Origin of the sequence: Streptomyces sp. MP131-18 (genome assembly GCF_001984575.1) — a bacterium.
Classification (GTDB): Bacteria; Actinomycetota; Actinomycetes; order Streptomycetales; family Streptomycetaceae; genus Streptomyces; species Streptomyces johnsoniae.
Genome location: NZ_LZNS01000001.1, coordinates 1,349,204 through 1,368,268 on the forward strand (window position 1 = coordinate 1,349,204; position 19,065 = coordinate 1,368,268).

Consider the following 19,065-nt stretch of genomic DNA (forward strand, 5'->3'; position numbering starts at 1 on the left):
CGGCCAAAGGTCAGCGGGAATCCTTCTCACCGAAAAGGTGCATTCCCTGTGTGTCCGGCGAGACCAGGTGGCTCGCTGACGACTGGTACCTGCGAGCCAATTCGGGCCATCTCCACCAGAGCCGGACATGCTCCTTGAGCAAACCCTTGACGGACTTCACGAAGAGCGAACGGCTTCGCCTCCGACGGGAAACGAGGTTCCCATAGGGAAAGTAGATATCGACCGCATCACGATGGCCGATATGCTGCCATTCATCCATCACCACAGGGAGTACCGGAGCAACAGTATGCCGACGCCTCCTGAACGCGTGCCGGCATATGAGCGCGCCCATATGCAGGACGGTGGCGACCTTACCTTTCGGCGACGTACGATCACTCAGGTGCAGTGTCGTGTCGATTGAAATCTTCTCAGGGTGGTCAGTCCGTTCCGAGGAATCGAGAAAACCCTGGCGCAGGCTGATCAATGACGCGAGCTTGCCATCGGACTCGCGGAGCAGATCTGTCGGCTCCCGGTGCAGGTCGATCAGCGCTTGACGCCTAAGAGCAGCAGTTGAGTACCGCATACACAACAGCGATTCGATATCAAAGGCGAGGTTGGACAGGACGAGCCCGGTGCCTCGGCGATGGCGCGAGTGGATCAACGCAGCGATACATCGATTACGCAAAAGATAATAGGCTTGCCAATCATGGGCGTCTTTCTCCCTCCAGGATTCGTGCCAGACCGCGAATCCCGGGAGACTGACCGTGGGGATGCCATGCGAGCCGGCCCGGAGTCCGTACTCGATGTCGTCCCACTTGATGAAGACAGGCAGCGGAAGTCCCACGGACCTTATGACGTCGGCCGGAATGAGACATGTCCACCAGGCATTGTAGTCGACATCGAAACGCCGATGGAGCCAGGGAGTTCTGCGCAGGTCATTGAGCGACAAGTCGAATGAATCGACGACTCCGGGCACCGAATCCCACATGTAGTCCCGCCGGTCCACCCTCTCGCCGAACGTGGACAGTACACACGGTTCACTCATCTCGAACATGTGGGCCCCCACGATAGTGGGTTCCCGACAGAAATCGGCAAAATCCAAGCCTCTGATGAAGCTTTCCGGATCCAAGGCCACGTCATCGTCCATGAGCACGACGTAATCACTCAGATTTTCCTTGATGGATTCGTGCATACCACGCCCGAACCCTCCGGCTCCGCCAAGGTTTCGCTGCTTCACGACACGCAGCCGGCGGATCACTTCCGGATGCAGTTCACCGAATCGCGGATTGTCCGCGACCGAGTACTGCCGGCCGTGATCGACGACGAATATGTGCTCCACCCTCCCGCCGAGGCCGATCACCTCACCGACCCCCTCCAGGAGGTCCATACAGGTTTCCGGGCGATCATGCGTCGTGATCACGATCGTCGCGGCGCCCTGCTTTGCGCCGTCGTCCTCCACCTGCCATTTGGCATCGATTATTTTCACATCCGGATCAGGCGAAACGACATCGAACCAATACCACCCACCCTCCCGAAACTCATCCAATGGCAAAATCTCGTCGAACGAACTGCCGTTCGTTGCATCCCTGGACAGAACTGACACCGCGTCACCGTGCTCGTTCGACGCATAAATCGTCACCGCACAAGCGCCATTCACCTGGATTTTCAACCTGACGTGACGACACGATGTCCAGGTACGCCAATAACTGGCCGGGAAAGCGCTGAAATAGGCTGCCATGGATACACTGCCGCCGTTCGCCCCGTCCGCCGCCGGGGCTTCGGTGTGAGGGGAAACGTAGAGCGGCAAGGTTTCCGTTGGCCGATCGAAAGGGAGGTATGTCCGCTGAACGGTTCGCCAAGAATCCTTCCGGACGCTCCGATACGCACCATCGGCTGTCCTCGCCACTTTGCAGCTCCTTCGAAGATGGCGTTCCGCTCAAACGATCTGGGCCTCGGCACAGACCTGTCAATGGTGGCGACCACATCCGGTTCGGCCCCGCGCGGTCGGCGGCTTCCCCGCCCGCGCACTCCCCCGCCGCGCCCCTGGACAGCTTGTGGTCGTGCAGCATCGTGACGATCGCGAACCGTGGACGGGTACCACCGGCTGCTGAAAACTCGACGTGCAGTGTCGCAACAGGACGACGAAGCGCGTACCACGAGGGGAGAAGGCCATTGCCTGCCAGTGCGATCGACCTCGACCACGTGATCGGCAGGGTACGGACGACGGGGTATGCGGTGCTTCCGGGCGTCCTCTCGTCCGAGGAGACCCGGCGAACCAGAGAGGCACTGCACCGGCTGTCGGAGCTGGACGACGAGGCCCACGGCGTCGAGCGCCTCGTCGGGATGCGGGAACGCGGCGCGCTGCGCAACCTGGCCGCCGCCGACGACGTCTTCCACGCTCTGCTGGAGACCTCGCCCGCGCTCGACATCGTCGACGCCTTCCTGGGCCGACGGGGAATACTCAACTGCTTCGACGCCCTGACCCTGTTCCCCGGGCAGGGCCGCTACCCGTGGGACTACCACACGGACCTGATGGACGTGACCGGTGTGTCGTTCCCGCCCGATAAGATCCCCGGTGTCAACGTCCTTTATTACTTCGACCGGGTGCGCGAGGAGAACGGCGCCACCTGGGTCGTTCCCGGGAGCCACCTCACCCTCGCCGACGAGCCGGACCCCGAGGTGATGGCGCCGCTGTCAGTGCCGCTGGAGGTCGAGCCCGGTGACGGCGTCGTGTTCGATGCGCGCATCTGGCACTGTGCGGGTACCAACGGCTCGGACGTACCACGCGCCCTGATCAAAACGTTGTTCACCGCGCCCTGGTACCGGCCGCAGATGGACTTCACCCGTGCCGTGCCCGAGGAAATGCTCGCCCGGCTCGGCCCGCGCGCGCGCCGCTATCTGAACGTGCACAACGTACCGCCCACGACCGTCGACGAGCTGCGGTGGCGGCTGTTCCACGGTGACGCGGTGTACGAGGAGGAGACGGCTGTGGACAAAGTTGCGGAGGTCTGACGTGTACCTGCTGCCGTTCTTCAGCTACCGGCAGGTCGACGACACCGTCGTCCTCACGAATCACATCACCAAGAAGCAGGCCGTCGACACGTGGGCGACCGTGGAGGCGCTGGAGGCGATCTACAACTCGCCGACCGATCCCGTCCGACTCCCCGCGATCGCCGAGGAGATGGAACTGGTCTTCGCGGACCGCGACGAGGCCAACAGGTGGCTCGACACCGGACCGTCCCGGCAGACGGGCCGGCTGCCCAAGATCGAGCAGATCGAACTGACCAACCGCTGCCCGTACACCTGCAAGATGTGCCCGCGCACCTTCGAGATGGACCGCGGCCTCGGCGACATGTCGCTGGAGCTGTTCGACTCGATCATGCGCCAGGTCAGCGGCGACACGAAGTTCTGCGCACTGCACCACTTCGGGGAGTCCTTGCTGCACAAGGGCATCGGCGAGGCCATCGCCATCGCGCTCGGCCACGGCGTGCGCACCGGCCTGTCGTGCAATCCGCCGAGTCTGCTGCCCAAGCGGGCCGAGGCGGTCCTCACCGCGGGCATCGCGAACATGGTGCTGTCCCTGGACTCCCTGGACCCGGAGGTCTACAAGTCCATCCGCGGCCGGGCGGCCCGGTTCGACATCGCCGACCGCAATCTGCGCGAGCTGGTGCGGTTGCGCAACGAGGGCGGACACGACACCAATCTCACCCTCCAGATGATCAATATGCACGCCAACACCGACGAGGCCGAGCAGTTCCTCGCCTACTGCGAGGAGCTGGGCGTCGACCGCGGTGTGGTGATCCGGCTCGAGCGCTGGGACTTCGACGACGAGCTCGTGGCCGAGCTGGGCGAGCACACGTCGGCCGGTTACACCGAACCGTGCACCCGGCCATGGAACTCCGTGGCCATCCTGTGGGACGGGCGGGTCGTCCCGTGCTGCCACGACTACAACGGCGAGAAGGTACTCGGCGATCTCCGGCACGAGACGCTTGAGGAGATCTGGGCGAAGCCGGAGTCACGCGAGTTCCGCTCCCGCAACGCCGAGATGGCCATCTGCGGCAAGTGCGCGTTCGGCCAGTCGTTCCGGGAGGCCAGGCGGCAGAAGGAGGGCTTTCACCGGTTCCACCGGGAGGTGACCGAGCCGAGTGGCGCGCGGTGGGAGTGGTTCAATCCGAGCCTGCTCGACGCGGGCCGGACCAGGGCTTGGTACGACGGCTTCGACGTGCTGCCCGCGGTGCCCCACGAGACGGGAGCGTGAACGTGGACGAGACGCGATCGACGACGCGCGACGCGGCGGTGAGGTTCGAGTCGGCCGGTCCGGCCGCTCGGGCCGTGGTGCTCCGGGGATGGGCGTACGCCGACGAGGGGCTGGACGTCGCCGGCCCCCTGCTGGGCGCGGCTCGGAGGTCCGGTGACCAGACCGCCGCTCGCGACGCGTGGACGTCCGCGGAGAGGCCGGACCCGGCGCGCGCCCTGGGACCGGTCCGTTCGGTGGTCGTACTGACCACGGCCGGCGAGGCCACCGTGTCCATCGCCCACGGCGGCCAGGCATGGCTGCCCGCCAGGGACGAGGAGCCGCCGACGTGGACCGTTCGGCTGGATGCCGGTGCGCAGGTCGTGCTCGATGGGCGCGCCGCCTACCGGGTCGACGCGGGTGAGGCCACTTCGCTGCTCTGGACAGCCGCGTGACGCGAGGAGGCGGTACATGATCACACTGGGTATCACGGGCAGCTTCGCCGACCTGGCCGGAACGTTCATGCCCGACGTTCCGGAGTGGCTGTTCCACGATTCCGCCGCGGCCCTGGTCGTGGACGGGACCGTGGTCGCCGCGGTCGAGGAGGAACGTCTCAACCGGCTCAAACACTCCAACCTGTTCCCGGCCTCGGCGGCGAAGGCCTGCCTGGAGCTGGCCGGCGTGCACGCGGAGGACATCGACGACGTGGCGTTCTTCTTCGGGGAGGACTACGCCGACCTGGAGGTCGGCCACGAGTATCTGAAGTTCCCCGACGTGCCCGTCCTGTCCGCGCGGGAACTGCTGACGACGCGTCTCACCGAGGCGCTGGGACGGGAGTTCCGGCACGGTGACGTCCACTTCACCAAGCACCATCGCGCCCACGCGTTCGGTTCCTTCGCCGACTCGGGATTCGACAGCGCGCTGGCGGTGGTCATCGACGGCAACGGCGAGGCCGAGGGTGTTTCGGTGTTCGACTGCGCCAACGGCGGTCTGAAGCTGCTGCACAGCTACCCCGATCAGCACTCGCTCGGACATCTGTACCTGGCGCTGTTGCCCTTCCTCGGCTTCCGCCGCTTCGACGAGTACAAGGTCATGGGACTCGCGCCCTACGGTGCCCCGTCGGTGTACCGCGACTGCTTCCGCCCGCACTACGCACTGCTGGACGACGGCGGGTACACCATGAACAGCGGCGCCGTGGTGGAGCACCTGCTGCGCGCCGGGTTCGAGCCGCGCAGGCGCGGCGAGCCGATCCGGCAGCAGGACTCCGATCTGGCGGCGGCCCTCCAGGCGACGCTGGAGGAGGTGGAGCGCCATCTGCTGAGCCACTGGGTGCGGGAGACGGGGGCTGCGCGGCTGTGTCTGTCCGGTGGCGTGGCCCACAACTCGACGGCCAACGGCCGCGTCCTGCAGTGGGGTCTGTTCGACGAGGTCTTCGTCCACCCGGCGTCGCACGACGCGGGCGCCTCGGCGGGCGCGGCGCAGCACCGGCAGGCGGAGGTCACCGGCGGCCGCCGGGGCAAGGGGCTCGTCAACGCCTTCCTCGGGCCCGACCTGGGCGGCCGGGACGTGGTGCGGGCCGAGCTTGCCGGGTGGAGCGCCCTGGTGGACGTGGAGGAGATCGCGCCGGGCGAGGAGACGCGGTACGCGGCGTCGGCGGTCGCGGCCGGCCAGGTGGTCGGCTGGGCGCACGGGCGTTCCGAGTTCGGGCCGCGGGCCCTCGGCCACCGCAGCATCCTGGCCGACCCCCGTGACGCCGGCAGCCGCGACCGGGTCAACGCGATGATCAAGAAGCGGGAGGGGTTCAGGCCTTTCGCCCCCGCGGTCCTCGCCGAGTCCGCAGGCGAGGTGTTCGACCTCACCAGCACGAAGGCGCGCCTGGACTTCATGGGCTGTGTCGTGGACGTCCGCCCCGAGTGGCGGGAGAAGCTGCCCGCCGTCACACACGTGGACGGCAGCGCACGCGTGCAGACCGTGCACCGGGACACCAATCCGGTGATGTGGGAGCTGATCGACGGTTTCCGTGCGGCCACCGACGTGCCCGTGGTGCTGAACACGTCGTTCAACAACTTCGCCGAGCCGATTGTGCAGTCGGTGGGCGATGTCCTGCGGTGTCTGGTGACCACGACGCTCGACCTGGCCGTCGTGCCCGGCCACGCGGTCCGGCGCAAGCCCGGGTTCCGCGCCGTGCTCCACACCGCGGACGCCGTGCTCCACCCGGCGGCCCTGCTGCGCGAAGTGGCGACGGCCGACGGCTCGGTCGAACGCGTCGTGTCGTTCCGTACCCAGGGGGCGAAACGCGTCGCCCTGTCGGAGCCGGTGTTCGGCCTCCTCCGGGCGGCCGCATCGGAACCGACGTCGGCGGCGGCCCGCGGGCTGCCTGCCGACGAGGAAACGCTGGACGCGCTGCTCCTTCTGTGGGAGCACCGGGTCGTGGACTTCCGGGTCCGCTGACGCCTCGACGATGAACCATCCGGGGGATCCGGGCGGGACCACTCCCGATCCGGACCCCGGACCCCGGACCCCCGGACCCCCGGTCCTGGCCTCAGGAAGGAGACACCGTGACCGACCTGCGTTTCGACAGCGTCCGCCTCGACGTGCGGGACATGGACGCCGCCGAGGCGTTCTACCGCGACGCCCTCGGCTTCGAGCGGGTTTTCCGCTACGACCTGCCGGACGGTGTCATCCAGATGATGGCGCCTGGCGGTCGGCCGCCCGGCGTCGAACTCACCATGCTGCGCGATCTCACCCCGGCCGCCAGCCCGACCGAGCACGTCGCGTTCCTGGCCGACGACGTGCCCTCATGGGTGGAACGCGTCCGCCGTCTCGGCTACAAGGTGGAGCGGGAGCCGTTCTCCGTCGAGGGAGAGACGATGGCGTTCGTCCTCGATCCCGACGGCCACCGGATCGAGCTGAAGCACTACAGCTGAGCGTCCCAGACGACGACGGGCTTGGCGGTACGTCCCGCCGCCATGTCCCGGAAGGTGGCCGTGCCGAAGTCCTCGGGGCCGACCGGGGTGGCCAGCGGGCTCGGATCGAGCACCCCCGCGGCGAGCAGCCGCAGCACGGCGTGGAAGTCGGCCCGGAGGGCCCCGAGCGACCAGCCGAGCCGCAGTTCCTTGCCGAACGCCAGGCCGGCCTCCACCGGCAGCGTGCCGCTGTGCTGCGCCGCCACCAGGACGTGCCCGCCACGGGCGACCGCGTCCAGCGCGTCGTGGAAGCCCGTCACCGTGCCCGACGCCTCCACCACGACGGGAAGTGCACCGTCCGGGCGGCCGACCGGCAGGCCGAGGTCCGCCGCCAGCGCTGCGCGGCCCGGTGACGGGTCGACCACCGCCACGTCCAGGCCCCGCGCCCGCAGCAGCAGCGCCACGCCGAGTCCGATGGTGCCTGCGCCGAGCACCAGTGCGGGCCCGTCGCAGGTGACCTTGGCCGCCGCGTGGTGCGCACAGGCCAGCGGCTCCACCAGGGCCGCGGACACCACGTCGATACCGTGCGGCAGCCGCAGCAGCGCCGAACCCGGCACGGCCACGTACCGTGCCAGACCCCCCGAGCCGTAGGTGTGTCCCAGCAGCAGCAGCCGCTCGCAGTAGCTGGTCCGGCCGGCCGCGCACGGGGCGCAGGCACCGCAGTGGAACGCCGGGTCGACCACCACGGGCGTCCCCACGGGCCACCCGTCGTCGCTGTGCACGACGGTGGCCGCGATCTCGTGGCCGGGCGAGGTGTCCGGCAGCGTGCCGGGCCGTTCCACCCGCCCCCGGAAGTCGATGAGGTCGGTGCCGCAGACACCCGCGGCGGCCACCCGGAGCACCGTCCGCTCCGCGGGCACGGACCGCTTCCTTCCGACGACCTCGCCCGCGGAGGTCAGGGTGTACGCGGTCCCCTCGAAGCCGTCAGACACCGGCCACCCCCGCCTTCCGCAGGGCCTGGCGGGCGTCCGTGCCGTCGGTGAAATGGACACCGATGCCGCCGAGCGCCGCCATCGCTTCGGTGTTGACTCGTTTGTCGTCCACCAGCAGCATCTCCCGCAGTGGCGTGTCCGTGGCGTCCGCCACCAGTTCGAAGAACCGGGGCGACGGCTTGCGCACGCCGAGCCGGCACGAGGCGAAGACGTCCACGTCCAGTCCGTGCAGGTGGTCCCGTACCACCTCGTCGATCCAGTCGGCGTAGTTCGACCCGATCACGACCGTGTTGGCGACGGTGCAGTCGGACACCAGGTCGCGCATGCCGTCGATCCACGCGTAGCCCTCGCGGCGCACCCGGTGGAACTCCTCGACGTCCCAGTTCAGGCCGCTGTCGACGAGACTGCGCCAGTAGTCGTCCTCGGTGATCTCGCCCCGTTCCAGTCGGTGGTACACGCCGTCGGGGCGCACCGCCTCGAACTCGACGAACGTGAGCCCGCACGCGGCCTCGTGAGCGCGCAGGAACGGATCGGTCAGCAAAGTGTCCATCAAGTCGAAGACGATGAGCACGGCTCTCCTCACGAGGGGGGTTGCAGAATGACCTTGATCGCGCGGTGGGTCCGGCGGGCACGTGCGACGGCGAGCGCGCGCGCCACATCGTCCGTGGCGAACGTGTGGGTGACGAGGAGGCGGCCCAGGTCCGGCGCCGCGCCGAGCAGGCGCACCGCCTCGTCGAGGGAGTCCGCCGACTCGGGCGGGCGGGGGCTGGGTTCGGCGGCGTGTTCGAGATGGCCGAGCAGGGTCAGCCCCTTCAGCCACAGCGGGCTCAGGTCGGTGCAGTCGTCGGGGTTGCCCAGCGTCAGCACCCTGCCGCCCGCGCGGACCGCGCGCATGGCGGCGATCAGCGACGATGACGTGCCTCCCGCGTCCACCGCGAGCCCCGGCCCGTCGATGAGGACTTCGGCGCCCCGGGGCCGGGCGCCCGGGAGGTCGGCCGGCGTCCGCACCGGCTCCGCGCCCAGCGCACGGGCGGCGTCCGCCTGGAAGTCGTGCCGTACCACGGCGAAGCACCGGCTGCCGGGCAGAACGGACGCCACCGCCACCACGGTGAGCAGCCCCAGTGTGCCGCCGCCGACGATCACGACGTCGTCCCCGGCGTGGTCGCGCACCGAGCGCACACCGGAGATCGCCACCGACAGCGGCTCGGCCAGCACGGCCGTGCGGTCGGGCAGGTCAGGGGGCAGCGTCCGCACCATGTCCCGGTGGGCCCACACCCAGTCGGCCCACCCGCCGCCGAGATCCGTGCTGAACCCGAGGGACTTGCTCCACCGCACGGTGGGCTGCCAGAAGGAGTCACACTGCCCGAACCGGCCGTTCCGGCACGATGCGCACAGCGGCTCGTCGCGGGCGGCGCAGGTGACGAGCGGATGCACGACGACCCGCTCGCCGCTGCCGGGACCGTCGGCGAGCACGCCGACCACCTCGTGTCCCGGCACGACTCCGGCCGGGTCCGCGGCGCCGTGCACCGGGGCCTGAGCCAGGCCACGCAGGTCGCTGCCGCAGATCCCCGCCGTGGTCACCCGGACGAGCCGCCACTGCGGTCCCGGCCGCGGTGGCACGGGGCCGTGGACGAGCCGCGGCCACCAGGTGCCGTTCGCGCCGGGCACCCGCACCACACGCCTGCCGGTCACGGGACCGGCTGGGCGGTGGCGTCGGCGAAGCCGCGGTACAGCCGGTGCGCGGCCGAGCGCACCTCCTCGGCCGAGAGGCCGCGGGCCCGGGGCAGGACCCCGCCGGCGCGGCTCTGATCCGCGCACGTCCAGTACTGGTAGCGGCTGCTCATCGGATTGGGCACCAGGCGGACGGCGAGTCCCTCCTCGCCGCGCAGCTCGCCGCACCAGCCCAGCAGCGTGGCGAAACTCACCGGAACACCCGACCCGAGGTTGTACACGCCGGGTGGCGGCGGTTGCCGGATCACGTCCAGCAGCGTGTCGGCCACCGTCTCGACCGGTACGTAGTCCCGGCACGCCTCCAGCGTGTCCGCGAACAGCTTGAGCGGAACACCCGTGGCGGTCTGCCGCAGCAGCTGGGAAATGATCGACGCCATACTGCCCTTGTGCTCCTCGCCGGTGCCGAAAACGTTGGTGTAGCGGTAGCCGGACCACGGCGCGTCGTCGCCGAACCGCGCCGCCATCTCCTGGTCCAGGGTCAGTTTCGACCAGGCGTAGTCGTTGAGCGGGCCGGTGCAGCGGTCCCGGTCGGCCACGTCCTCCTCGGCGACCGCGAACCGGCCGCGGATCGTGCCGTAGACGCTGTGCGAGGAGGCGTAGGCGAAGCGGGTCCCGGAGACGGCGCACGCCTCGGCCAGGGCCAGCGGCTCGTCGACGTTCACCGCCCGCAGCAGGTCACGGTCGGTCTCCAGGGTCGAGCTGATCCCGCCCTGGTGCAGCACCGCCCGGTACCGCCCGGCCTGCACATCGGCCAGCAGTCCGGCGTCGCCCGCGGTGGCCCGGACGACACCGCCGACGGCCGATCTCCGCTCCCCGTCCGGCGCGGGGTCCAGCGCGGTCACGGTGAACCCCGAACGGCGGCACGCCCTCGCCAGGTGACTTCCGATGAACCCGGCCGCTCCTGTGACGAGCACCTCCCCGGTCATCCGGTGGCCTCCGGCGAGGCGGTGCGCAGCAGTGCCTCGCGCACCTTCGCGGTCTTCGCCGCTGCCTCCTGTGCGGTGTCGCGCACGGTGACCTCACCCAGGGTGCCCAGATAGCCGTCCACCACGCCCACGCTGAGCGCGACCGACCGGGACAGCAGGGCGTCGGTGCGCGGCAGGTCGCCGGGGGCGGCGTTCCGTATCCGTCGCTCGCCGTTCGCGTCGGTCCGGGTGAACTCGACGTGCAGCTGGCCCGCGCGGGCGTAGTTGTGCTTCGTCGAGGTGTCCAGGGTGGACCCGCCCAGTTCGCGCGCGAACGCCGTCGCCCGCGCCGGTTCCTCGAAGATCAGTACATGTGCCGTGCCGCACCAGCCCTCGTCGTGGATGACGCGGTGGCCGACACCCGGCACACCGTCAAGACCTTCGCGCACCACAGCCGCCAGTTCGCGGCAGTGCTCCAGCGCGCGGTCGAGCTTGCGCACCTGTGCCAGGCCCAGGGCCGCGGCCAACTCGTGCATCCGCAGGTTGAGCCCCATCCGCGGGCCGTCCTCGACCAGCCCCGCCCGGTCCGGCGCGAACCCGTGGTCGTGGAAGGCGAACGCCTGCCGGTACACCTCGGGCGACTCGGTGACCAGCAGTCCGCCGTCGCCCGTGGTCATCGTCTTGCCGGTGTTGAACGAGAAGGCGCCGGCCGCGCCGATGGTGCCCAGCCGCCGCCCGCGGTACGAACCACCGCACGCCTGCGCGCAGTCCTCCAGCAGGGGTATTCCGTCTGCGACCGCGAGCAGCCGGTCCAGGTCGGCGGGGGCGCCCATCATGTGCACCGGCATGATCGCCTTGGTGCGCGGGCCGAGCTTCGCCGCGACGTCGTCCGGAGCCAGCGTCAGGCTTTCGTCGATCTCGGCCAGCACCGGCCGGGCGCCGGTGAAGAGCACCGCCGCGATGGAGGCGATGAACGTGTAGCCGGGCACGATCACCTCGTCTCCCGGGCCGACGCCGAGACCGGTCAGCCCGGCGACGAGCGCCGAGGTGCAGCTGTTAACGGCCAGGGCGTGCGGGCTGCCGAGCAGTGCGGCCATCTCCCGCTCGAACCGCATCGTCTTGGACACGGCCGACTCGTCGCCGAAGCGGTAGCGGCTGAGATGGCCTTCTCGTAACGCCTCGACGACCTCGCGCTCCTCGGCGTCGTCGATCAGGTACCAGCCTGGACCGGGCACCTCGGCCCTCCTTCCGCTCGACGTGACGGCTGATGGAATACGGTCGCGCAACCGTGTCGCGGCGTGGCCGGCCGGCTCACACCCGGCTCCCGCTGTCGTGGATGCGGGAGATCATGCCGGTGGTGGAACGGCCCTCGACGTAGGGCACGATCACCGTGCGGCCGCCCCACTCGGCGACCAGCGCGGCCTCGGCCACGTCCTCCACGCGGTAGTCCCCGCCCTTGACGTAGATGTCCGGCCTGATGGCCTTGAGAACCTCCGCCGGCGTGTCCTCGCCGAACAGCACCACCGCGTCCACCGAGCTGAGCGAGGCCAGCACCGCGGCGCGGTCCCGCTGCGGCACCACCGGCCGGGTCTCGCCCTTCAGCCTGCGCACCGAGTCGTCGTCGTTCAGGCACACCACCAGGCATCCGCCGAGCCGGCGGGCCTGGTCCAGCAGCGCGATGTGGCCGGGGTGGATCAGGTCGAAGCAGCCGCCTGCAGCCACCACCTCCTCGCCCCGCCCCCGCACCCGCGCCAGCAGGGCCGCCAGGTCGTTCCCCGTCGTGCCGTGCTCCGTCCCTCCCTGCCGCGCCGGCTCTGCCGCGGCGTCGGCCACCAGCGCGGACGCTCCGCCCGCGGCCACGAACTCGGTCGCGGTCCCCACGGCCGCGGTCACCGCCTCGGCGAGCAGCGCCCGGTCGGCGAGGAGCGAGGCCACCGTGACGGCGAACCGGTCGCCTGCGCCGCAGGTGTCGGCCGCGGCGACCGGGACGCCGGGCACCACCAGCGGGGCACCGTCGCGTGACTCCAGCAGCACGGCCCCGTTGCCGCCGCGGGTGATCACCACGCCGCCCGTCTGCCACCGGTCGAGCAGCGTGCCGGCCCGGTCGATGTCGCCCACCAGGCCCGTGCCGGTCCCGCCCGCGAAGTGGGCGGCCTCCCGGGAGTTCGGGATGACCAGCCGGACACCGGACACCGGCTCGGCGCCGCGCGGGTGCGGATCCCACACCACCGGTATCCGGGGGGCGGCAGCGGTCAGCGCCTCACGCACGGACTCGTCGAACGTGACACCGTTCCCGTAGTCGGACACGAGCACCGCGGCGGCGCCGAGCAGCAGGTCCCGCTCGTCCCCGGTCAGCCGGCGGCGTGACCGGCTCCTGCGGTCGGAGGCGCGGCTGAGCATCAGCAGCGAGCGGTCCTCCGTCCGCACCCGGGACTTGACCGGGGTGGTGCCGTCGGCGCCGAGGTCGATCACGTGCACATCGTGCGAGCGCAGCAAGTCGGCCAGCTCGCCGCCCTCCTGATCCACCGACAGGGCCGTGATCAGCACGACCGGCCGGTCCTGACGGGCGGCGAGCAGCGCCGCGAGGCCGGCGCCACCGGGGCGCGTCCGCGCCTGTGCGTTGTCCACCGTCGGCACCGGCGCCTCGGGCGACAGCCGCCGCACCACGCCCACGATGTCGTGGTCGAGCAGCGCGTCGCCCACCACCACCAGGGGCGCCGGAGCGTTCCCGTGCTTCCCGGGCGCGCGGCTGGACGCGCCGAGCGCCACGTCGACCTCCGCGCACAGCACGTGCACGGCGACCAGGTGGCATTCCTGGATGGTCGCCGTGCCCTCCGCCTGCACCGCCAGCGTCTCGTCGCACAGCTCCGCCAGCGGGTTGGGTTCCGGCCCGCTCAGGCCCCATACGGTCAGCCCGGCCTCACGGGCGGCCCGTGCCGCGCACAGCAGGTTCTCGCTGCGCCCGGAGGTGGACAGCAGCATTAGCACGTCGCCGGGCCTGCCGTGCGCCCGGACCTGGCGGGCGAACACCTCGTCGAATCCGTAGTCGTTGCCGATGGCGGTGACGCTCGACGTCTCGGCGTGCAGCGCGATGGCCGACAGCGGCTCGCGTTCGTCGCGCAGCTTGCCCACCAGCTCCGATGTCAGGTGCTGTGCCTCCGCCGCCGATCCGCCGTTGCCCGCGGCCAGCAGCCGCCCGCCACCGCCCAGCACGTCCGCCAGCGACCTTCCCCAGCTCTCAAGTAAGGCCAGGTCGAGGCCGACCAGCGAGCGCCGGAGCCGGGCCACGTGCTGCGGGCCGGTTTCCATGTGGCTCATGTGCCCTCTCCCATCGAGGTGCGCGAGGACTCGACGCCCCGCTCGCGGATTTCGGTGATAGTCAGGACGCGGCCCGGTGTGCCCGTCGAGGTGGCGTGGCGCACTTCACCGCAGAAGACGCGGCAGCCGCCCGCGGCGCAGGATGCGGTGACGGCCATCTCCAGCACGCCCGCCACCCCGCCGAGGACCGGTGCGCCCAGTACCCCCGGCGACCACGGCACCGTGCCGAACCGGTCCACGTCCGCGGCGAACACCCGCGCGGTGGCCAGGTCGTCGGCGGCCAGCACGTGCAGCGCGGCGACGCCGCTGCCCGCCACCGCGCGCTCCGTACGGGAGCCCGCGGTGAGCGCGAACGCCACCACACCCGCGTCGTAGCCGACCGGCATGACGGAGCCGACGAGACATCCGCGCGGCTCGTCGCCGTCCCGGCTGGTGACCACCACACAGCTGGTGAGCAGCGTGTCGAGGAGGGAGCCACCGATCATCCCCGCTCCCCCAGCACATCCGGGACCACATCGGCCACCCGGGTGCGGAACAGTGCCTTGCCGCCGGGCCACACCTCCGGGTTGCCGGGGTCGACGCCGGCCTCCGCGGCCCGCGAGGCCAGGAACGCGGCGCTGGGCACCAGCAGTTCCACCGGCGCCCAGACGTCGTCGCACCCGGCCTGCCACACCGTGGCCTCGACCCCCGGAGGGAGCGAGTCGACCGTGCCCTCCACCAGTGGCGCCCAGCGCCGCTCTGCCAGCACCAGCACACTCGTCGACCCGGCGTTGCGATAGAGGCCGACGTGTCTGCCGTGACCGAGGTTGCGCAGATCGCTGATGGTGACCACCCCGAGTCCCGCCTCCATGGCCCGGGTCTCCAGGTCCACCGCCACATTGCGCAGGCCGGGTGTGTGGAGGCAGAGCAGGCGCGGCCGGGTGAGGTCGGCGTCCGCCCGCAGGAGTCCGCCCACGACCCAGCGCGCCACCACCTCGTCCGGGTCCGGCGCGCCCTCGTCGGCTCCCAGCAGGGTCAGCGCGCCGAGGCTCAGGCTGAGCACCGAGTTCGTCGCGATCCACCCGTCGCGCCCCGGCCGGGGCGCGGACACGATCGCCAACCGGTCTCCGAGACGGTCCCGCAGCTCCTCGGCGGGGCGATTCGACAGCACCACGGCGCAGGCCCGGCCGGCCGCGGCGTGGTCGGCCGCCAGCCGGGCGTCGGGATGACTCATGCTGTCGGAGATCACCACAACGGTGCCGAACTCCACCGGCGACAGGGCGAACTCCACCGGCGTGAGCACGGCTGCCGGCTGCCGGTATCGGCGTTCGTAGACCGCGGCGGCCAGGTGCGCCACCGCGAGCGAGCCGCCCGAGGCGACGAACGCGGCCGGGCCGCCCAGCCCGGTCACCGCGCCGGGTCCCGCCTCGCCCCGCCAGCGCTGCCAGGCGCGCCAGGTGGCGCCGAGTGTGGCGATTTCCTCTTCGTAGGTACGGTCCACTGGTCCTCCCGGACAGCTCCCCGAGTACGGCGGGATCGGCGCGTCAGGGCGTGCCCGCGCGGCGGTCGACGTCGGTGGCCCTGCTGGTGGGAACGGACTGAGCGGTCATGTCTGCTGCTCCTCGTGGTGAGTGCCGGCCGGCTTTTCCTGCCTGTGGTCGATGTCCGTGCTCGGGTCGACCTGGAGACCGTGGGTGATCTGCAATCTCGCCAGGAGTTGCAGCCCGCCGTCCTGGACGCCGCGGAACTCGGTATTCAGCCAGGTGCGGTAGTCGCGGGTGTAGCGCTCCTCGAAGATCCGCCGGGACAGCCGGAATCCCAGCGGTCGTCCCACCGCTTTGGCGGCGTAGAACGTGTCGAAGCACATCGCGCAGTCGCCGCACCACGGCGCGGCGGCGGTGCGACGGCAGCCCTCCAGCCGGTGCTCGGCGCCCGGTGGCAGCGAGGCCAGCATCCGTTCGCGGGTGAGCTCGCCGCACACCGTGCGCAGCCGCAGCGCCGGGTGGAACTCGTTCCACCGCGCGAGGAACTCCAGGTCCGCGTCGATGTCCGCCGGGCCGGACGGTCCAGCGGGCGCGGCCAGGGCGGCGCGCCGGGCGATACCGGCGTAGGAACACGCCGCGCCGCGGTGCGCCGACAATACGGCGAGGGTGAACAGCAGTGGTGCGCCGGCGCGGTGCGGCTCGACCTCGGCCGCGAAGCTGCGGTAGCTCAGCGGCGTGGGCGACAGGTGGCTCACCAGCAGGTCGGTGTAGGCCGAGGCGAGACCGCCCGAGCACCACTGCGCGACCTCCCCGGTGGGTTCCGGGAACGCCAGGCCCGCGGGCGGGCCGGCCTCGACGCGGACCGCGCCGCCCCGCTGCCACTCCGCGTACCAGGCCCAGAACGGCGTTCCCGCGTCCGCGGGCACCACCAGCCGCTCGCACCCCGGCGACACCAGTTCGCGGCGCAGGCGGAAGTAGGTCACCGCGGCGGTGTCGGCGATGCCCGCGCCGGTTGCCGTCCCGGTCATCACTGGTTGGTGAGGTAGGCCACGGACACGGCGAGCTGATCGGCGAGCAGTCCGGGTTGGCAGTGCGGCTCCAGCGTGAACGGTCCGTCGTAGCCCGCTGCCTCCAGCCGGTCGAGCACGGCGTCCCACGGCACCTCGCCGGTGCCGAGCTCGACGGTCTGGTAGGTGTGGTCGCCGTCGGTGTAGGTGTTCCAGCCCGCCGCCGCGCCGTCGTGTCCGGGCGCGACCCTGATGACGTCCTTGACATGCACGTACCCCACGTGCGGCGCGAGCAGCGCGGCCGCCTTCGCTGCCTCCTCGCCCGCGCAGACGAAGTTCGCTGCGTCGAAGGTGAGCCCGAACGCGGGGTGGTCGACGACCTCGACCAGGTACCGCAGTGACTCGGCCCGCCGGGAGATGTCGTAGTGCTCGGGGTCGTGCCCGAAGCCGTCGAACTCGTTCTCCAGCACGACCCGCACACCCGCTTCCGCCGCTCGGTCGAGCAGCGGGGCAACCAATCCGGCGTAGGTGCGAGCGGCGTGGCGGTCGTCGCCGTCGCCGCCATGACCGAAGTAGGTGTTGACGCGATCCGCGCCCAGCTCCCGTGCGATCCGGATGCTCGACTCGACGAGCCGGCGCCCGCTGCCGGTCTCCTCCCCGTGCAGATAACTGGGCGAGGACACACAGGCCACCCGCAAGCCGGCGGCCTGCAGCGCCGCGCCCACCTCGGCCGCGTCGTCCTCGGTCACCTGCCACGGCGACCACAGCTCCAGCGCGGACACGCCGAGGTCCCGCAGCACCGTCAGCCGGTCGAGTGAGTCCACGAGTGGTTCCGTTCCGACGAATTCCGGTGCGGCGACAGTCAGTTCACGAAGTGGCATGGATACTCCCTCGTTGCGCGGCAAGGGCATTCCGCACGGCTTTCGCGATCACTTCCGGGGGCAGGTCCAGGTGGCACGGCGCGTCGCAGGTGTCGTAGTGACGGGTGCAGTTGCCCTGGAGCGGGCGCTGGTTCGGGCAGCGCGCGCCCACTGCACTCTGCACGGCCACGGCGGTACGGGACCGGGGCCGCCACACGCGTGCGTCGGTCGACAGGAAAACGGACACCACCGGGGTGCCGCACGCCGCGGCGACGTGGCCGACGCCGGTGTCGTTGGCCACGAGAACGGACAGCGTGTTCAGCCGCGCCACGAGCTCGCGCACGCTTCCCGCCGGGGCGAGGACCAGGCGGTGCCGCGGGACCACCTCTCCCAGTTGCTCGGCCAGTTCGAGGGTGAGATCGAACTCGTCACCGCCGGAGCCGCTCAGCACCACGAACGTCACGTCGTCCGCCGCCAGTTCGCGGACCAGGCACAGCCACCGGTCGGTCGGCCAGCGCTTGGCAGTCGAGCTGGCACCGCTGAACAGACCGACGAGCCGCTCGCCGCGGCGTCCGGGAGGGGGCGGTTCCGGTGCGCGCAGCCACTCGTCGTGCGCGGGCCCGACCGTGAGGCCGCCGGCGGCGAGCACCGTCGCCATGCGCTCGCGGACATGCAGCGGGCCCACATCATCCACGTCGTACAGATCGTGCCAGCGCAGCCGGAGTCCGCTCCGCCCGCACCAGTCGCGGAACTCCGCGTACCGCCCGTCGACGGCGAGGTCGGGATTGCGGAAGTTCACCACCGTGTCCAACCGGTGTCGTTCGATGAACGCTGCGATGTCCGTCCAGTCCGAGCGGTCGAACCGCCGCCACCGCGACGGCGCCAGGCCGACCAGGCCACGCAGGCCGGCGGCGCCCAGCAGTTCGGGGTCGCGCAGCAAGGCGTTCTCCGGGTAGGTATAGCGGACCCCCGGGTTCGCTTCCTCCATGCCGCGCAGCACCGGCACCGCCAGACAGGCGCTGCCCAAGCCGGTGAAGTCGACGAGATACAGGCGGCCCACCGCGGGCTCAGTCGACAAAATCGATCTTGCCGAGATCGAGGGTGTGCATGCCCTCGCTCTGCTTCATCAGCAAATAGCTGTAGGCCCGCCGGTTCACCTGGTAGGACATCGCGACCTGCTCGACTATGCGGTACCCGAGTTTCTCCATCGCCTCGCGCTTGGTGGGATTGTTCGACAGCAGCGTGACGTTCTTGGACACCTTGAGATCCCGCATTGCCACCGCGGCCAGTGAGTAGTCGCGCAGGTCGCGCGGCAGACCGAGCGAGGAATACGCCTGGTAGGAATTGACGCCCTCCAGGCGCTGTCGCTCCATTCCACGGATCTTGAGGTCCAGCCCGGCTCCGCGTCCCTCCTGATACAGGTAGACCACGAGACCCACGCCGCGTCTGTTGATCTCGTTGAGGGCAGTGGCCAATTGCGGTCCGCAGTCACAGTCGCAGGCGAGCAATGCCTCGCCGAAGACGCACGACGAGTGAATGCGGACAGCTGTACCGTGCTCTCCGAGCTCACCCTGAGAGATGGAGAGGCACCGCTCCGGGCCCTCCGCGCCGTGCGTGGCGACATCGAAGGTGCCGTGTGCCGTTTCCAGGACGGTACTGGCCAGTATCAC

General features: G+C 70.6%; 18 protein-coding genes and 1 pseudogene. 5 read left to right on the forward strand and 14 right to left on the reverse strand.

Features of this window, described 5'->3' with window-relative positions; genetic code table 11:
- Positions 1–10 precede the first annotated feature (10 nt).
- On the reverse strand, positions 11–1,885 hold the full coding sequence (locus STBA_RS05875) for a glycosyltransferase (RefSeq protein ID WP_290443728.1): 1,875 nt from the start codon (positions 1,883–1,885) through the stop codon (positions 11–13).
- Positions 1,886–2,151: 266 nt separating this feature from the next.
- Between STBA_RS05875 and STBA_RS05880 the strand changes: the two genes are divergently transcribed.
- The 5 genes from STBA_RS05880 to STBA_RS05900 all read left to right on the forward strand — a co-directional run bounded on the left by STBA_RS05880 (position 2,152) and on the right by STBA_RS05900 (position 7,140).
- Positions 2,152–2,991 (forward strand): phytanoyl-CoA dioxygenase family protein, encoded by an 840-nt coding sequence (locus STBA_RS05880; RefSeq protein ID WP_077058226.1) that lies wholly within the window; start codon positions 2,152–2,154, stop codon positions 2,989–2,991.
- Between the two features lies 1 nt (position 2,992).
- The gene (locus STBA_RS05885) at positions 2,993–4,237 is read left to right on the forward strand and encodes a radical SAM protein (RefSeq protein ID WP_077058227.1); all 1,245 of its coding nucleotides are present in this window, start codon (positions 2,993–2,995) and stop codon (positions 4,235–4,237) included.
- 2 nt (positions 4,238–4,239) lie between these two features.
- Positions 4,240–4,668 carry a hypothetical protein gene (locus STBA_RS37075; protein WP_077058228.1) on the forward strand — a complete coding sequence of 143 codons (429 nt, stop codon included), beginning with the start codon at positions 4,240–4,242 and terminating at the stop codon, positions 4,666–4,668.
- Positions 4,669–4,684: 16 nt separating this feature from the next.
- A complete protein-coding gene (locus tag STBA_RS05895) occupies positions 4,685–6,664 on the forward strand; it encodes a carbamoyltransferase C-terminal domain-containing protein (protein WP_171987652.1) in 1,980 nt (659 codons plus the stop codon).
- 107 nt (positions 6,665–6,771) lie between these two features.
- A complete protein-coding gene (locus STBA_RS05900) occupies positions 6,772–7,140 on the forward strand; it encodes a VOC family protein (RefSeq protein WP_077058229.1) in 369 nt (122 codons plus the stop codon).
- Here the strand turns inward: STBA_RS05900 and STBA_RS05905 are convergent.
- The 13 genes and pseudogenes from STBA_RS05905 to STBA_RS05960 all read right to left on the reverse strand — a co-directional run bounded on the left by STBA_RS05905 (position 7,131) and on the right by STBA_RS05960 (position 19,065).
- Entirely contained in the window at positions 7,131–8,111 is a 981-nt protein-coding gene (locus tag STBA_RS05905) for an alcohol dehydrogenase catalytic domain-containing protein (protein ID WP_077058230.1), read from the reverse strand. The two genes, STBA_RS05900 and STBA_RS05905, sit on opposite strands and share 10 nt — an antisense overlap.
- Positions 8,104–8,682, reverse strand: a complete 579-nt coding sequence (locus tag STBA_RS05910; protein ID WP_077058231.1) for a hypothetical protein — start codon at positions 8,680–8,682, stop codon at positions 8,104–8,106. Before STBA_RS05910 ends, STBA_RS05905 begins: the two co-directional genes overlap by 8 nt.
- An 8-nt stretch (positions 8,683–8,690) precedes the next feature.
- Positions 8,691–9,803: an alcohol dehydrogenase catalytic domain-containing protein gene (locus tag STBA_RS05915; protein WP_171987653.1), complete on the reverse strand. Its 1,113-nt coding sequence runs from the start codon at positions 9,801–9,803 to the stop codon at positions 8,691–8,693.
- Positions 9,800–10,768, reverse strand: coding sequence for an NAD-dependent epimerase/dehydratase family protein (locus STBA_RS05920; RefSeq protein ID WP_077058233.1), 969 nt, complete (start codon positions 10,766–10,768; stop codon positions 9,800–9,802). Before STBA_RS05920 ends, STBA_RS05915 begins: the two co-directional genes overlap by 4 nt.
- Positions 10,765–11,982 carry a DegT/DnrJ/EryC1/StrS family aminotransferase gene (locus STBA_RS05925; protein WP_077058234.1) on the reverse strand — a complete coding sequence of 406 codons (1,218 nt, stop codon included), beginning with the start codon at positions 11,980–11,982 and terminating at the stop codon, positions 10,765–10,767. The genes STBA_RS05920 and STBA_RS05925 overlap by 4 nt, the downstream gene beginning before the upstream one ends.
- A gap of 76 nt (positions 11,983–12,058) precedes the next feature.
- The gene (gene rfaE2, locus STBA_RS05930) at positions 12,059–13,543 is read right to left on the reverse strand and encodes a D-glycero-beta-D-manno-heptose 1-phosphate adenylyltransferase (protein ID WP_366510920.1); all 1,485 of its coding nucleotides are present in this window, start codon (positions 13,541–13,543) and stop codon (positions 12,059–12,061) included.
- Positions 13,529–13,981 (reverse strand): annotated as a pseudogene (locus STBA_RS38670) (SIS domain-containing protein); the annotation flags it as partial. The pseudogene STBA_RS38670 and the gene rfaE2, both read right to left, overlap by 15 nt.
- A gap of 80 nt (positions 13,982–14,061) precedes the next feature.
- The gene (locus STBA_RS05935; protein WP_077058236.1) at positions 14,062–14,550 is read right to left on the reverse strand and encodes a flavin reductase family protein; all 489 of its coding nucleotides are present in this window, start codon (positions 14,548–14,550) and stop codon (positions 14,062–14,064) included.
- The gene (locus tag STBA_RS05940; protein WP_077058237.1) at positions 14,547–15,545 is read right to left on the reverse strand and encodes a hypothetical protein; all 999 of its coding nucleotides are present in this window, start codon (positions 15,543–15,545) and stop codon (positions 14,547–14,549) included. The genes STBA_RS05935 and STBA_RS05940 overlap by 4 nt, the downstream gene beginning before the upstream one ends.
- Before the next feature lie 105 nt (positions 15,546–15,650).
- Entirely contained in the window at positions 15,651–16,556 is a 906-nt protein-coding gene (locus tag STBA_RS05945; protein ID WP_077058238.1) for a hypothetical protein, read from the reverse strand.
- Positions 16,556–17,416 carry a sugar phosphate isomerase/epimerase family protein gene (locus STBA_RS05950; protein ID WP_171987654.1) on the reverse strand — a complete coding sequence of 287 codons (861 nt, stop codon included), beginning with the start codon at positions 17,414–17,416 and terminating at the stop codon, positions 16,556–16,558. Before STBA_RS05950 ends, STBA_RS05945 begins: the two co-directional genes overlap by 1 nt.
- Complete coding sequence (locus STBA_RS05955) at positions 17,403–18,455, reverse strand: glycosyltransferase family 9 protein (protein ID WP_077058240.1); 1,053 nt, start codon at positions 18,453–18,455, stop codon at positions 17,403–17,405. Before STBA_RS05955 ends, STBA_RS05950 begins: the two co-directional genes overlap by 14 nt.
- Positions 18,456–18,462: 7 nt before the next feature.
- Positions 18,463–19,065 carry a hypothetical protein gene (locus STBA_RS05960; RefSeq protein ID WP_077058241.1) on the reverse strand — a complete coding sequence of 201 codons (603 nt, stop codon included), beginning with the start codon at positions 19,063–19,065 and terminating at the stop codon, positions 18,463–18,465.